General features: G+C 71.4%; 14 protein-coding genes. 8 read left to right on the forward strand and 6 right to left on the reverse strand.

From position 1 onward, the window contains the following. Nucleotides 1–51: 51 nt before the first annotated feature. From ACZ69Q_RS33845 to mscL, 4 genes are all read left to right on the forward strand, one after another. Entirely contained in the window at nucleotides 52–372 is a 321-nt protein-coding gene (locus ACZ69Q_RS33845) for an FmdB family zinc ribbon protein (RefSeq protein ID WP_471049419.1), read from the forward strand. Nucleotides 373–452: 80 nt separating this feature from the next. Continuing rightward, nucleotides 453–1,295 carry an S-methyl-5'-thioadenosine phosphorylase gene (locus ACZ69Q_RS33850; RefSeq protein WP_471049422.1) on the forward strand — a complete coding sequence of 281 codons (843 nt, stop codon included), beginning with the start codon at nucleotides 453–455 and terminating at the stop codon, nucleotides 1,293–1,295. A gap of 216 nt (nucleotides 1,296–1,511) precedes the next feature. After that, a complete protein-coding gene (locus ACZ69Q_RS33855; protein ID WP_471049426.1) occupies nucleotides 1,512–2,063 on the forward strand; it encodes a hypothetical protein in 552 nt (183 codons plus the stop codon). A 129-nt stretch (nucleotides 2,064–2,192) separates the two neighbouring features. Continuing rightward, nucleotides 2,193–2,651, forward strand: a complete 459-nt coding sequence (gene mscL, locus ACZ69Q_RS33860) for a large conductance mechanosensitive channel protein MscL (RefSeq protein WP_471049429.1) — start codon at nucleotides 2,193–2,195, stop codon at nucleotides 2,649–2,651. A gap of 4 nt (nucleotides 2,652–2,655) precedes the next feature. On the opposite strand, the gene ACZ69Q_RS33865 is transcribed toward mscL, so the two are convergent. Beyond that, nucleotides 2,656–2,838 (reverse strand): hypothetical protein, encoded by a 183-nt coding sequence (locus ACZ69Q_RS33865; RefSeq protein ID WP_471049431.1) that lies wholly within the window; start codon nucleotides 2,836–2,838, stop codon nucleotides 2,656–2,658. Between the two features lie 157 nt (nucleotides 2,839–2,995). Between ACZ69Q_RS33865 and ACZ69Q_RS33870 the strand changes: the two genes are divergently transcribed. The 4 genes from ACZ69Q_RS33870 (at nucleotide 2,996) to ACZ69Q_RS33885 (ending at nucleotide 7,740) form a co-directional block, all read left to right on the forward strand. Then, entirely contained in the window at nucleotides 2,996–4,234 is a 1,239-nt protein-coding gene (locus ACZ69Q_RS33870) for a low temperature requirement protein A (RefSeq protein WP_471049434.1), read from the forward strand. A 144-nt stretch (nucleotides 4,235–4,378) separates the two neighbouring features. Further along, entirely contained in the window at nucleotides 4,379–5,407 is a 1,029-nt protein-coding gene (locus ACZ69Q_RS33875; RefSeq protein WP_471049437.1) for a P1 family peptidase, read from the forward strand. Between the two features lie 182 nt (nucleotides 5,408–5,589). Then, nucleotides 5,590–6,804 carry a L,D-transpeptidase gene (locus ACZ69Q_RS33880; RefSeq protein WP_471049440.1) on the forward strand — a complete coding sequence of 405 codons (1,215 nt, stop codon included), beginning with the start codon at nucleotides 5,590–5,592 and terminating at the stop codon, nucleotides 6,802–6,804. Between the two features lie 189 nt (nucleotides 6,805–6,993). Then, on the forward strand, nucleotides 6,994–7,740 hold the full coding sequence (locus ACZ69Q_RS33885) for a DUF6227 family protein (RefSeq protein WP_471049443.1): 747 nt from the start codon (nucleotides 6,994–6,996) through the stop codon (nucleotides 7,738–7,740). A 58-nt stretch (nucleotides 7,741–7,798) separates the two neighbouring features. On the opposite strand, the gene ACZ69Q_RS33890 is transcribed toward ACZ69Q_RS33885, so the two are convergent. From ACZ69Q_RS33890 to ACZ69Q_RS33910, 5 genes are all read right to left on the reverse strand, one after another. After that, nucleotides 7,799–8,053, reverse strand: a complete 255-nt coding sequence (locus ACZ69Q_RS33890; protein WP_471049445.1) for a hypothetical protein — start codon at nucleotides 8,051–8,053, stop codon at nucleotides 7,799–7,801. 114 nt (nucleotides 8,054–8,167) lie between these two features. Next, a complete protein-coding gene (locus tag ACZ69Q_RS33895) occupies nucleotides 8,168–10,219 on the reverse strand; it encodes a PTS fructose transporter subunit IIABC (RefSeq protein ID WP_471049447.1) in 2,052 nt (683 codons plus the stop codon). Between the two features lie 229 nt (nucleotides 10,220–10,448). Continuing rightward, on the reverse strand, nucleotides 10,449–11,396 hold the full coding sequence (gene pfkB, locus ACZ69Q_RS33900; RefSeq protein ID WP_471049450.1) for a 1-phosphofructokinase: 948 nt from the start codon (nucleotides 11,394–11,396) through the stop codon (nucleotides 10,449–10,451). Further along, nucleotides 11,393–12,154, reverse strand: a complete 762-nt coding sequence (locus ACZ69Q_RS33905; protein ID WP_471049453.1) for a DeoR/GlpR family DNA-binding transcription regulator — start codon at nucleotides 12,152–12,154, stop codon at nucleotides 11,393–11,395. The genes pfkB and ACZ69Q_RS33905 overlap by 4 nt, the downstream gene beginning before the upstream one ends. Nucleotides 12,155–12,326: 172 nt before the next feature. Then, nucleotides 12,327–13,778 carry an MFS transporter gene (locus tag ACZ69Q_RS33910; protein WP_471049697.1) on the reverse strand — a complete coding sequence of 484 codons (1,452 nt, stop codon included), beginning with the start codon at nucleotides 13,776–13,778 and terminating at the stop codon, nucleotides 12,327–12,329. Nucleotides 13,779–13,852: the final 74 nt, after the last annotated feature.

Below are 13,852 nucleotides of genomic sequence, written 5' to 3' on the forward strand. Positions count from 1 at the left end.
ACTATGGACCGTCGTTAGCACTCATCGAGTGAGAGTGCCAGGAGGAAGACAGTGCCGACCTACCAGTACCAGTGCACCGCGTGCGGCGAGGGCCTCGAGGCGGTGCAGAAGTTCACCGACGACGCCCTGACCGAGTGCCCCAACTGCCAGGGCCGCCTCAAGAAGGTCTTCTCCGCGGTCGGCATCGTCTTCAAGGGCTCCGGCTTCTACCGCAACGACAGCCGCGGTTCCTCGTCGAGCAGCTCGCCGGCTTCCTCGAAGTCGTCGTCCTCCTCGTCCGACTCTTCCTCGTCGTCCTCCTCCTCGTCGACTTCGTCCTCCTCGGACTCGAAGCCGTCGAGCGCCGGCAGCTCCTCCAGCTCCGCCGCGTAGGGCGCACCACTCCTTACGGGACCCTGTCGTCGTACGGCGACGGGGTCCTCGGCATATCCGGGTCCGGTTAGGGTGCGGACATGGCGAACAAGGCGAACGCCGACCTCGGCGTGATCGGCGGCTCCGGTTTCTACTCGTTCCTCGACGACGTGACCGAGATACAGGTGGACACCCCCTACGGGCCGCCCAGCGACTCCCTCTACCTCGGCGAGATCGCCGGCCGGCGGGTCGCCTTCCTGCCCCGGCACGGACGCGGCCACCATCTGCCGCCGCACCGGATCAACTACCGGGCCAACCTCTGGGCACTGCGCTCGCTCGGCGTGCGCCAGGTCCTCGGCCCGTGCGCGGTGGGCGGCCTGCGGCCCGAGTACGGACCGGGCACGCTGCTGGTGCCGGACCAACTGGTCGACCGTACGAAGTCCCGGGTGGGGACCTACTTCGACGGACTGCCGCTGCCCGACGGCACCGTGCCGAACGTGGTGCACGTGTCGCTGGCCGACCCCTACTGCCCCACCGGGCGCGCGGCCGCGCTGAAGGCGGCGCGCGGGCGGGACTGGGAGGCGGTGGACGGCGGCACGCTGGTCGTGGTGGAGGGGCCGCGGTTCTCCACCCGTGCCGAATCGTTGTGGCACCAGGCCCAGGGCTGGTCCGTGGTGGGCATGACGGGCCATCCCGAGGCGGCGCTCGCCCGTGAACTCGAGCTCTGCTACACGTCGTTGACGCTGGTCACCGACCTGGACGCGGGCGCCGAGTCGGGCGAGGGCGTCTCCCACGACGAGGTGCTGCGGGTGTTCGCGGCGAATGTGGACCGGCTGCGAGGCGTTCTCTTCGACGCGGTGGCGGCGCTGCCGGCGAACGAGGAGCGGGACTGTCTGTGCACGAACGCGCTGGGCGGGATGGATCCGGGGTTCGTGCTGCCGTAGGGGCGGGGGCGGCGAGGGGCTGCGGCGGGTGGAGCCTGGGAGGGGCTGTGGCCGGTGGTTTCTCGGTGAGGGGCCGCTCCGACTGACGGCGGAACTTCTCGTTCGGGTGGGGGAGTTTTCCACAACCGGTCGGTAGTCCACGGGGCCCGGCGGGCGGCGGCGCGATGGCTCATCGTGGGCTGGCAAGCCGTTCCGTCGTCGCAGGTGGTGCCCCTCATGTCCATTGCTCCGTCCTTCCTGTCCTCGTCCTCTCCCGCCGTTGCCCTTCCGCTTCCGCCGGGCACCGATGCCCCGGCCACCTGCGAGGTGCCGCACTTCGCTCCGGTGCGGGTGCGCGGCGGACGGCATCGGCTGCGCCGACTCGTGCGGCATCGCAGGCGGGCCCTGGCGGCCGGGCTCGCCGTGACCGCGGCGGCGCTCGTCGCGGCCGGGCCACGCGAGGCCGACCGGGCGCGGGGGCACCCGGTGGCGGAACTGCGCCAGCACCGGGCCGTCGAGCGGGTGTCCGCGCCGGTGCGGATCGCCGACGGGGCCACCGTGCGGCTGCTGCGGCCCGGCGACCGCGTCGACGTGATCGCCGCGGAGGAGACCGCGACGGGCGGTGCCGCCCGGGTGGTCGCGCGCGGGGCGCGGGTGACCAAGGTGCCCGAGCCGCTGGACGCCGCCGTGGAGAGCGGGGCGCTGGTCGTGCTGTCGGTGCCGCGTGCCACGGCGGCCCGCCTCGCGGGAGCGGGCGCGACGGCCCGCCTGGCGGTGACACTGTGCTGAGCCCGATCAGGCGCGACCCGCCGTCAAGTCGCTCGATGGAGGGGACCGATTGGACAGGATGGCCGAGCGTTGACGTAGGTTGCGGAGCGGTCTGTTCCACAAGCTGTGTGTGCGAGGGGTGGCTCCGGAGTGAGCGAGAACAAGGGACCGAGCCTCTGGGAGGGCTTCAAGGCCTTCCTGATGCGCGGAAACGTCGTCGATCTGGCGGTGGCGGTGGTGATCGGTGCCGCCTTCACCAACATCGTGAACGCGGTGGTGAAGGGCATCATCAATCCGCTGGTCGGAGCGATCGGCACCAAGAACCTCGATCACTACAGTTCGTGCCTGAGCTCGTCGTGCGAGGGCGAGCAGGGCATCCAGATCCTGTGGGGCTCGGTGCTCGGCGCGACGCTCAGCTTCGTGATCACCGCTGCCGTCGTCTACTTCCTGATGGTCCTGCCCATGGCGAAGTACCTGGCCCGCATGGAGGCCCGCCGCAAGGCGAAGGAGAGCACGCACGAGGTCATCGAGGTGACCGAGCTGGAGGTGCTGAAGGAGATCCGCGACGCGCTGGTCGCCCAGCGCGGCTCGGGGCACAACGAGCAGTAACGGCTCAGATGTGGTGGGGCGGCTTCTCGTCGAGGAAGCGCTTCAGGTCGGCCGCGCTGTCGCCGCCGCCCGGCCGCTCTCCCCACCCGCGGTCCGTGTCGTCCGAGGACTGCTGGTCCAGCGGGTCGTCGAAGATCAGCACGGCCTTGGGCTCGCGCGGCTCGGGGGTGGGGTCGGCTGTGCTCATGCCTCCAGAGTACGGCCCCGGCGGCGAGGGCCCTCGCGGCGACGGCTGCCATGGTGACGGCTCCCACGGCGGCTCCCGAGCGGGCGGCCCGCCTCCCCCGCACACAGGTGATCCCTTACAGGAGAAATTCCCCGCTCCATCTGCTGTGCTTGTCCCCATGACGTCCAGTTCCACTCCCGCGCCGGACTCGCCCAGCCCCCACGGACGCCGAAGCCCGCTGCGCAGGCTCAGCGCCCGCGGTCGCGGTGAGAGTCACCGGGTCGCAACTCCGCTGGAACTCTTCTTCGACCTGTGTTTCGTCGTGGCCATCGCCCAGGCGGGCATCCAGTTGGTGCACGCGGTCGCCGAGGGCCATGCGGGCCAGGGGATCCTCGACTACGCGATGGTCTTCTTCGCCATCTGGTGGGCCTGGATGAACTTCACCTGGTTCGCCTCCGCCTACGACAACGACGACGTCCTCTACCGGGTCGTCACCCTGATCCAGATCGCCGGTGTGCTCGTCCTGGCGGCCGGCGTCTCCCGGGCCTTCGACGACCACGACTACCTGGCGGTCGTGCTGGGCTATGTGATCATGCGGCTCGCCCTGGTGGCGCAGTGGCTGCGGGTGGCCAGATCGGCCAGCGGGCCGGAACGGACCATGGCCCTGCGGTACGCCGGCGGTGTGCTGCTGTGCCAGATCGGCTGGCTGGGCCTGTTGGTCCTGCCCGAGGGCGCCAGGCCCTGGGTGTTCCTGGTGATGGCGACTCTGGAGATGTGTGTGCCGCCGTTCGCGGAGCGGGTGCACCCCACCTCCTGGCACCCGCACCACATCGCCGAGCGGTACGGCCTGTTCACGATCATCGTGCTCGGCGAGACCATCGCGGCGGCCACGGTCGCGGTGAAGACCGGCATCGAGGAGAACGACGCGCTGGCCGACGTGCTGCCGATCGCCGCGGGTGGCCTGCTGATCATCTTCGCCGCCTGGTGGATCTACTTCGTGGTGCCGATCCACGGTCATCTGCGCTCCAACAAGCAGGCGTTCCTGTGGGGTTACGGCCACTACGTGGTCTTCGCCTCGGCGGCCGCGATCGGCGCGGGTCTGGAGGTGGCGGTCGAGCACACCGTGGGCAAGGCGCACATCTCGACGCTGGCGGCGTCGGCCGCGGTGACCCTGCCGACGGCGCTGTATCTGCTCACGGTCTGGCTGCTGCACTCGCGTCACTTCAAGGTGGGCATCGCCCAGCAGTTGGTGCTGCCGACCACGGCCCTGCTGGTGATCTGCTGCACGTTCCTGGGTGACTGGGCGGTGCTCGCGGCCGGACTGGTCTCGGCGCTGGCGGTGGCGACCGGGGAGACGCTGTCGGCGCGCATGACGGCCCGGGAGCGCGGGACGACGACGAGAACGCCGGTCGCCTGACCGCCCCCGGCCGCCCGGCCCGGCGCCCCGCCCAGCCCGGCACCCCGCCCGGCCCGGCGCCCGGCGCACCCCGCGCACACCCCACATGGCCGGACCTCGCGGTGCCGTGCCCCGGCGCGGCGGGGGCTGGACGAGACTGGCCCCATGACAGTTGACGCTCTGACAGATGTCGCCGGACTGCGGGTGGGGCACGAGACGCGGACCGGGGGCGGTTGGCTCACCGGCACGACCGTCGTCCTCGCGCCCGAGGGCGGGGCCGTCGCCGCCGTGGACGTGCGCGGTGGCGGGCCCGGCACCAAGGAGACGGACGCCCTCGATCCGCGCAACCTCGTGCAGAAGGTCGAGGCGATCGTGCTGACCGGCGGCAGCGCGTACGGGCTCGACGCGGCGTCCGGGGTGATGGCCTGGCTGGAGGAGCAGCGGCGCGGGGTGCGAGTGGGAGTGGATCCGGCACATGTCGTGCCGGTGGTGCCCGCCGCCTGCGTCTTCGACCTCGGGCGGGGCGGCGACTTCCGGGCGCGTCCCGACGCGGCCACCGGGCGGGCGGCGGTCGAGGCGGCCGCGGCGAGCGAGCTCGGCGCTCCGGTGCGCCAGGGCTGCGTGGGCGCGGGCACGGGGGCCACCGTCGGGCCGGTCAAGGGAGGGATCGGCAGCGCGAGCACCGTCCTCGACTCGGGGATCACGGTGGCCGCGCTGGTCGTGGCCAACGCGGCGGGGTCGGCCGTGGATCCCGAAACCGGGGCGCTGTACGGGGAGTTGTTGCAGGGGCGGGTGAGGTATCCGAAGGAGGACGTCCATCAAGCGGCGCGGCTGCGGCTCGCCGAGATCGCGGCGAAGAACGCGCCGCCCCCGCTGAACACCACGCTCGCCGTGGTCGCCACCGACGCGGACCTCTCGAAGGCACAGGCACAGAAGCTGGCGGGCACCGCGCACGACGGCATCGCGCGCGCCGTGCGGCCGGTGCATCTGCTCAACGACGGGGACACCGTGTTCGCGCTGGCCACCGGGGAGCGGCCGCTCGAAGCCGGGCACCCGCTCGCGCTGAACGAGGTGCTCGCGGCGGGCGCGGACGCGGTGACACGGGCGATCGTGCGGGCGGTGCGCGCGGCCGTGCCGGTGGACGGACCGGGTGGAGTGTGGCCGTCCTACGGGGAGTTGTACGGGGAGGAGTAGGGGGCTGCTGCGGCGGGGGCCGGCCGACGGCCCTCGCTCCCGCTGCTTCGCGTGGGCGATTGTCGCGGTTCTGTCACGTGACTGCATTCACCGCGAACGCTGGGAACCCGGTCCCGGGGCGATGACCTCTTCCCCCCTGGAACGGAACGGATCCCGCAGACCGCACGAAGATGGAGCAGATAGTGACAACGCCGGACATAGCAGCGCGGCGCGTACTTGGGGCCTGTGCCGCCCTGATGATCGGCGCCCTGACGCTCACCGCCTGCGGTGGCAGCGCCAATGCCGACAACGACGACAAGGCCGGCAAGGACTCCAAGTCGTCCGCCGCGACGATCGAGATCTCGGCGAAGGACGGCTCCAACGGGGCGTCGATCAACTCGACCGGCGTGAAGGTCAGCGACGGCAAGCTGACCGAGGTGAAGATGACGGTGGCGGACAGCGGGCAGGCCGTGCCGGGCTCCCTGTCCGCCGACGGGGGCACTTGGAAGCCGAAGGAGCAGTTGGAGCGGGGGACGAAGTACCGCATTGCGGCCACCGCGAAGGACGGGGACGGGCGCAGCACCGCCGCCGACTCCACCTTCACCACCGTCTCCTCGGCCAACAGTTTCATCGGGACGTACACGCCCGACGGGGGCACCACGGTCGGCGTCGGGATGCCGGTGTCGTTCAACTTCGACAAGGCGATCGGCGACAAGAAGGCCGTCCAGTCGCACATCACCGTCTCCTCCAGCAGCGGGCAGAAGGTGGTCGGGCACTGGTTCGGCGAGCAGCGGCTCGACTTCCGGCCCGAGGAGTACTGGAAGGCCGGCTCCAAGGTCACGATGAAGATCGACCTGGACGGCGTCGAGGGCGCGAACGGCGTCTACGGCGTGCAGAAGAAGACGGTCACCTTCACCGTCGGCCGCTCGCAGGTCTCGACGGTCGACGTCAACACGCAGACGATGACGGTCGTGCGGGACGGGAAGACGATCAAGTCGGTGCCGATCTCGGCGGGCAGCTCGGAGTTCACCACGTACAACGGGCAGATGGTGATCACCGAGAAGTTCGAGAAGCTGCGGATGGACAGCAGGACCGTCGGCCTCGCCAACGCGTACGACATCCCGGATGTGCCGCACGCGATGCGGCTGACGCAGTCGGGGACCTTCATCCACGGCAACTACTGGTACAACAAGGGCAACCCGCCCTTCGGCCGCCAGGGCACCAGCCACGGTTGTGTCGGCCTCCAGGACGTGCAGGGCGGACAGGGGGACACGCCTTCCAAGTGGTTCTTCGAGAACTCGACGGTCGGCGACGTCGTGATCGTCAAGAACTCCCCCGACAAGACCGTGACGCCGGACAACGGCCTCAACGGCTGGAACATGACGTGGAACGAGTGGGTCGCCGGCAGCGCCGTGTGATCGCTGCGTGATCCACTGAAGTGGCGTCCGAGCAGGGATTCTTGACAGTTCGTCGGGCCGCGCGGGAACTTCTCGCGCGGCCCGCGCGTTTTACCGGACGTACGTTTTCTCGGTTCCCGGACATGATGTCCGACCGAGGGGCTACGGTATGCACCCACAAGGTGACATGCAGCAACGCCGGGAGAAACCTTGAGCGTTCCGTACGAGACGGCAGCGTACGAACCATCCGAGTCGGCGGAGTCTCCGGAGGAGCATCTCGCGCGACTCCTCGGCCGTGCCCTGAACTCCTTCGAGTTGCCGGACGAGGCCATACGGCGACTCGACTGCGCGCTGGCGCATGACAGCTCGCTGCACTCCGCGCACCACAGCGCCGGACTGCACCGCGAGACGTACCGGCACACCTGGCTGCTCGCCGACGGCTCGGCGCTCACCCTGTGGGAGCTCGTCCACAACACCGCGCGCGGCCGCGACCCGCAGCACGAGGTGTACGCCGACGAGGAGGAGCTGCGCGCCGCGACCGCGCGGCTGCCGCTGCCGCCGGACGCGCCGGACTTCGAACTGCCGGTGACCGTGCAGCTCTCGCCGATACCCGCACCCCGGCACGCGTACGTGCCGGACGACTCGGCGGACCACGCGCGCCGGCTGCTGCGCCGGGCGGAGAACACCGACCGGCCGGACGCGGAGACGACCGCGCTGCTGACCACGGCGTTCGCGCACCAGATCACGCAGGCCTTCGGGCGACCGTGCCGTGCGGGCCGCGCCGGACTGTGCTTCTCGCTCTACGAGCACGCCTTCTTGCTGCGCGACGGCAAGGAGGTCTCCCTCTGGGAGGTCGAGCACACGGCGACGCCGGACGGGCGGCACATGTGCGAGGTGTACGTCAGCGAGGACGCCGCGCGGGACGCGATGGAGCGACGGGCGGCGCAGGTCTCGTAACGCCGAAGGAGCGCTGAAGGAGCACCGGTGGAAGCGTCGGTGGAGGTGGCTCGGCCGGTCAGCGGCCGTCGCCGAGCTGTCGCACCAGGCCCGCGAAGGCGTCCCGTTCGGCCGGGGTGAGTTCGACGGCCTCCAGCTCGGGGGCGGTCTGTCGCTGGTGCGGGAGCCCGGAAAGCATCGGGTCCGAACGCCAGGGGGTTGCCCCGGGGCGGCTGCGGCGCAGGAGGCGGAGGAGTCCCATCACCCAGAGCACGACCGCCAGGGCGAGTACGACAGGGCCCAGTAGCTGGAGAATGGAGACGTTGTCCGGCATACGCCCCAGTAGACACCACGGTCCGGGCCAATAGGCCCGGACCGTGACGTATATCGCAGGTGCCGTGAACAACTCACAGCGCCCGAAAGGGACAAGCGGCTCGCCGGTGGAAGGCTACGCCGCCACCGCCTGCTTCGCCTGCGCGGTCGTGGCAGCCGGGGACTCGGCGGCCGAGGCGTCCTGCGGGACCGTCGTGCGCATGCCCTTCAGCAGGATGACCAGGCCCGCCGTGACGGCCGTACCCGCCGCGATGGCCAGCAGGTAGAGGAACGGCTTGCCGATCAGGAAGGTGACCCAGATGCCGCCGTGCGGGGCGCGCAGGGTCGAGCCGAAGGCCATGGTCAGCGCGCCGGTGACCGCGCCGCCCGCCATGGAGGCGGGGATCACGCGCAGCGGGTCGGCCGCGGCGAACGGGATCGCGCCCTCGGAGATGAAGGAGGCGCCCAGCACCCAGGCCGCCTTGCCGTTCTCGCGCTCGGCGGTCGTGAACAGCTTCTTGCGGATGGTGGTGGCCAGGGCCATGCCCAGCGGCGGCACCATGCCCGCGGCCATGACGGCGGCCATGATCTTCATGGCGGAGTCGCTGGGCGCCGCGACCGAGATGCCGGCCGTCGCGAAGGTGTAGGCCACCTTGTTGACCGGGCCGCCGAGGTCGAAGCACATCATCAGGCCGAGCAGGACGCCGAGCAGGATGGCGTTGGTGCCGGAGAGGCTGTTCAGCCAGTCGGTGAGGCCCTTCTGCGCCTCGGAGATCGGCTTGCCGATCACCACGAACATCAGGAAGCCGACGACCGCCGAGGAGACCAGCGGGATCACCACCACCGGCATGATGCCGCGCAGCACCGGTGGGATGTCGATGCGCTGGATGCCGAGGACCACTCCACCGGCGATCAGACCGGCGACCAGACCGCCGAGGAACCCGGCGCCGATCGTCACGGAGATCGCACCGCCGACGAAGCCGGGGACGAGTCCTGGCCGGTCGGCCATGCCGTAGGCGATGTATCCGGCGAGGACCGGGACGAGGAAACCGAAGGCCGCCGCGCCGATCTGGAACAGCAGCGCGCCCCAACTGTCGACCTGACCCCAGTCGAAGTGCTCGGTGACCGACTTGGCCTCGTTGATCTGGTAGCCGCCGATCGCGAAGCCGAGGGCGATCAGCAGACCGCCGGCCGCGACGAACGGGACCATGTAACTCACGCCGGACATCAGCCACTTGCGCAGCTTGCTCCCGTAGCCCTCACCGGGCTCACCGGAGCGCTCCACCGGAGTGCCGGGCCGGGCGGCCGCGGTGGCCTCGCCGCGCTCGGCCTTGGCACGGACCTCGGCGATGAGAGCGGCCGGGCGGTTGATGCCCGCCTTCACGCCGACGTCGACGGTGGGCTTGCCGGCGAACCGGTCCTTCTCCCGTACGGCCACGTCGTGGGCGAAGATCACGCCGTCCGCCGCCGCGATGACGGCCGGGTCGAGCCGGGTGAAGCCGGCCGAGCCCTGCGTCTCCACGACGAGCTCGACGCCCGCCTCACGGCCCGCGTTCTCCAGCGACTCGGCCGCCATGTACGTGTGGGCGATGCCGGTCGGGCAGGAGGTGACGGCGACGATACGGAAGGGGCGCTCGTCGTCGGTCGCGGCCTCGGCCGGCGTGGTGGTGCCCGTGGCGGCGTCGGCGGAGGCCGCCACCGACGACGCCACGGAGTCTGCGGAACCGGCGGTCTCGGCCGCCGGGGGCTCCTCGCCCCGGATCAGCGCCGCCGCCGACGCCGGTTCCCCCACCGACCGCAGCGCGTCCGTGAACTCGGAGTTCATGAGCTGCCGGGCCAGTGAGGACAGGATCGTCAGGTGGGCGTCGTCGGCGCCCGCCGGGGCGGCGATCAGGAAGATCAGGTCGGCGGGGCCGTCCGTCGCGCCGAAGTCGACACCGGCCGCGCTGCGCCCGAAGGCGAGCGTGGGCTCGGTGACGTGCTCGCTGCGGCAGTGCGGGATGCCGATGCCGCCGTCGAGGCCGGTGGGCATCTGTGCCTCACGGGCGGCCACGTCGGCGAGGAAGCCCGCCAGGTCGGTCACCCGGCCCTTGGCCACCATGCGCTCGGCGAGGGCGCGCGCCGCCGCTTCCTTGGTGTCGGCGGACAGGTCGAGATCGACCAGGTCCGGGGTGATCATGTCGCTCATCGCGGGCTCCTTCGCACGCGTATCGCCCGGGGAGTCTCGTGGGCGCAGAAGGGGACGGGGGCGGTGTGGGGGGAGGCGGGGGTGGAGGAGGCGGGGCCGGGGAAACCCCGCCTCCTCCGGGCGGCGGGGCGGCTCAGGAGGCCCCGCCGTCCGTCGACGGCCGTGAGTAACAGTGAGCTTGGCCGTTCGCCTGCCGAACCGGCAAGAACTGTGACATCCACGACATTCGTCATGACACCGGCTCCTTCAGTACGCGGTCGACCGGCACCTCGGCCGTGACCGTCACCGCCGCCAGGTCCAGGTCGGCCGGCGAGGGCATCACGCTGCCCGGCAGCCGGACGGCCGCCGCGCCGTGTGCGACGGCGGAGGCGAGCGCCTCGGGCCCGCTCCCCCCGGCGATCAGGAATCCGGCGAGGGAGGAGTCACCCGCGCCGACATTGCTGCGTACGGCGTCCACCCGTGCGCTGCCGAACCAGGCGCCCGCGTCGTCCACGAGCAACTGCCCGTCCGCGCCCAGGCTCGCGAGCACGGCACGCGCACCCATCCCGCGCAGCTCCTCAGCGGCCTTCACCGCGTCACCCACGGTGGCCAGCGGGCGCCCGACGGCCTCCGCGAGCTCCTCGGCGTTCGGCTTCACCACGTCCGGGCGGGCGCGCACGGCTTCGAGGAGAGCGCGCCCGGAGGTGTCCAGCGCGATCCGCGCGCCGCCCGCGTGCGCCCGTGCGACCACATCGGCGTACCAGGAGGGCGCGAGCCCGCGCGGCAGGCTGCCGCAGCAGGCGATCCAGTCCGCGTCGCGCGACTGCTCGCGGACCGTCTCCAGGAGGAGTTCCTGCTCGGCCGCCGACAGCTCGGGGCCGGGTGCGTTGATCTTCGTGAGCACTCCGTCCGACTCCGCGAGCGCGATGTTCGAGCGGGTGGCGCCGGCGACCGGGACCGGCGCGACCTCGATGCCCTGCGCGTCGAGCAGGTCGGCGACGAGCGCGCCGGGTGCACCGCCCAGCGGCAGAACGGCGACCGTGCGCTGCCCGGCGGCGGCGACCGCGCGCGAGACGTTCACACCCTTGCCGCCCGGGTCCATGCGCTCGCCGGTGGCGCGTATGACCTCGCCGCGGTCGAGGGAGGGGACCTCGTAGGTGCGGTCAAGCGACGGGTTCGGGGTGACGGTGAGGATCATGCGCGCACAACTTCCGTGCCGCCGCGCTCGATGGCGGTGGCGTCTTCAGGGCTCAGCCCGCTGTCGGTGATCAGCAGGTCCACGTCGCTCAGGTCACCGAAGCGGGCGAAGTGCTCCTGGCCGTGCTTGGAGGAGTCGGCGAGCAGCACCACCCGGCGGGCCGCGGCCACGGCCGCGCGCTTCACCGCGGCCTCGGCGAGGTCGGGGGTGGTCAGACCGTGCTCGGCGGAGAAGCCGTTGGCCGCGACGAACAGGACGTCGGCGCGGATCTCGCCGTACGCCCGCAGCGCCCAGGCGTCCACGGCGGCGCGCGTACGGTGCCGCACACGCCCCCCGATCAGGTGGAGCTGGATGCCGGGGTGGTCCGCGAGGCGGGCCGCGATGGGCAGGCTGTGCGTGACGACGGTGAGGGACGCCTCCAGAGGCAGCGCGGCGGCCATGCGGGCGACCGTCGTACCGGCGTCGAGGATCATCGTGCCCTCGGTGGGCAGCTCGGCGAGGGCCGCCTTGGCGATGCGGTCCTTCTCGTCGGCCGCCGTGCCCTCCCGCTCGGCGAGGTCCGGCTCGAAGTCCAGCCGCCCGGCGGGGATGGCGCCACCGTGCACCCGGCGCACGAGCCCGGCGCGGTCGAGGGCCTTCAGGTCCCGGCGGATCGTCTCCGCCGTCACCTGGAACTCCTCGGCCAGCGACAGGACGTCCACCCGGCCGCCGTCACGGGCCAGCCGGAGAATCTCCTGCTGCCGCTCCGGTGCGTACATGTCCGTTCGCCTCCGAACTGTGCCCGAACTTGTGGTTTCGGCAGGAGGCTACGCCCGGATTTCCGGAAAGTAAACAGGTTCGGGCTCAATCGGGCATGACCGGGCTCTCAGCGTGGGAAATACGGAAACGAGAAGGGGCCCGGCACCGAAGTGCCGGGCCCCTCCCCCGCTCTCAGCCCGCCGGCGCGGGCTCCGTCTCCGTCGCCGGTGACGCATCATCGGCAGCCCCCTCGACGTGCTGCGCCGGCCGCTTGGGCAGCGCGGACATCAGCAGGAAGATGACGCCCATCACCGCGGCGACCCACCAGAGCGCGTGCTGGAAGCCGTCCGCGAAGGCCAGGCCGGCCGCGGTGCGCTCCTTGGCCTCGGTCAGCCGGTCGTCGATGACGCCGAAGAAGACCACCGAGACCAGGCCGAGGCCGAGGGCGTTGCCCATCTGCTGCACGGTGTTGATGAGACCCGACGCCGAACCGGAGTGCTCGCGCGGCACCTCGGAGAGGATCGCGTCCGTCAGCGGGGCCACGATCAGACCCATGCCGACGCCCATCACGACCAGGGGCAGTGCCATCTGCCAGGGGGCGATGGACAGGCCGTAACGGTTCGCCTCCCAGATGTAGAGCAGGACGCCGAGCGCCATCACCAGCGCGCCCGCCTGGAGCACCTTGCGGCCGAAGCGCGGGACCAGCGCCTGCACGGACATACCCGCCGCCACCGAGACCGCGATCGAGAACGGGATCCCGGTCAGGCCCGCCTTCAACGGGCTCCAGCCCAGACCGAACTGCATGTACAGCGTCCAGACCAGGAAGAAGATGCCGAGTGCCACACCGAAGACGGTCTGTACGGCGATGCCGGCCGCGAAGCTCTTCACCTTGAACAGCGACAGTTCGACGAGCGGGGAACCGTCGCGGGCGGCCTTGCGGCGCTCGTACGCCACCAGCACCCCGAGGACGACGAGTGCGCCCGCCATCGACACGTACCCCCACAGCGGCCAGCCCAGCTCGCGGCCGCGGGTCAGCGGGTAGAGCAGCATCAGCAGACCGAGGGTGACGAGCGCGACGCCGACCAGGTCCAGCTTCAGGGCCTTCGGCGCCTTGGACTCCGTGATGTAGCGGCTGCCGAGGATCAGGCCCGCGATGCCGACCGGGAGGTTGATCAGGAAGATCGGGCGCCATTCGAGGCCGAAGAGGTTCCATTCGGTGAGGAGCGCGCCGAGGAGGGGGCCGGTGACCGCACCGAGTCCCACGACCGCGCCGAACAGGCCGAAGACCTTGCCGCGTTCGTGCGCCGGGAACGTGGCGTGCACGATCGACAGGACCTGCGGAACCATCATCGCCGCCATCGCACCCTGGAGGATGCGGGAGGCGACCAGCATCTCGGGGTTGGCGGCGAAGCCGCACAGGGCCGAGGCCAGGGTGAAGCCGCCGATACCGATCAGGAACAGCCGCTTGCGGCCGTGTATGTCGCCCAGGCGGCCGCCCGTGATCAGGCCGGCGGCGAAGGCGAGCGCGTAGCCGGCGGTGATCCACTGGATCTGGCTGAAGGACGCGCCGGCCTCCCGCTGGATCGACGGGATGGCGATGTTGACGATCGTGACGTCGACGAGGTCCATGAAGGCCGCGGTCATCACGATGGCCAGGGCGAACCAACGGCGGCGGTCGCCTGTCGCGGCGGTCTCCGCGGCCACTGCGGTCTCGGCGG

It is taken from the genome of Streptomyces sp. NPDC036764 (assembly GCF_055609385.1).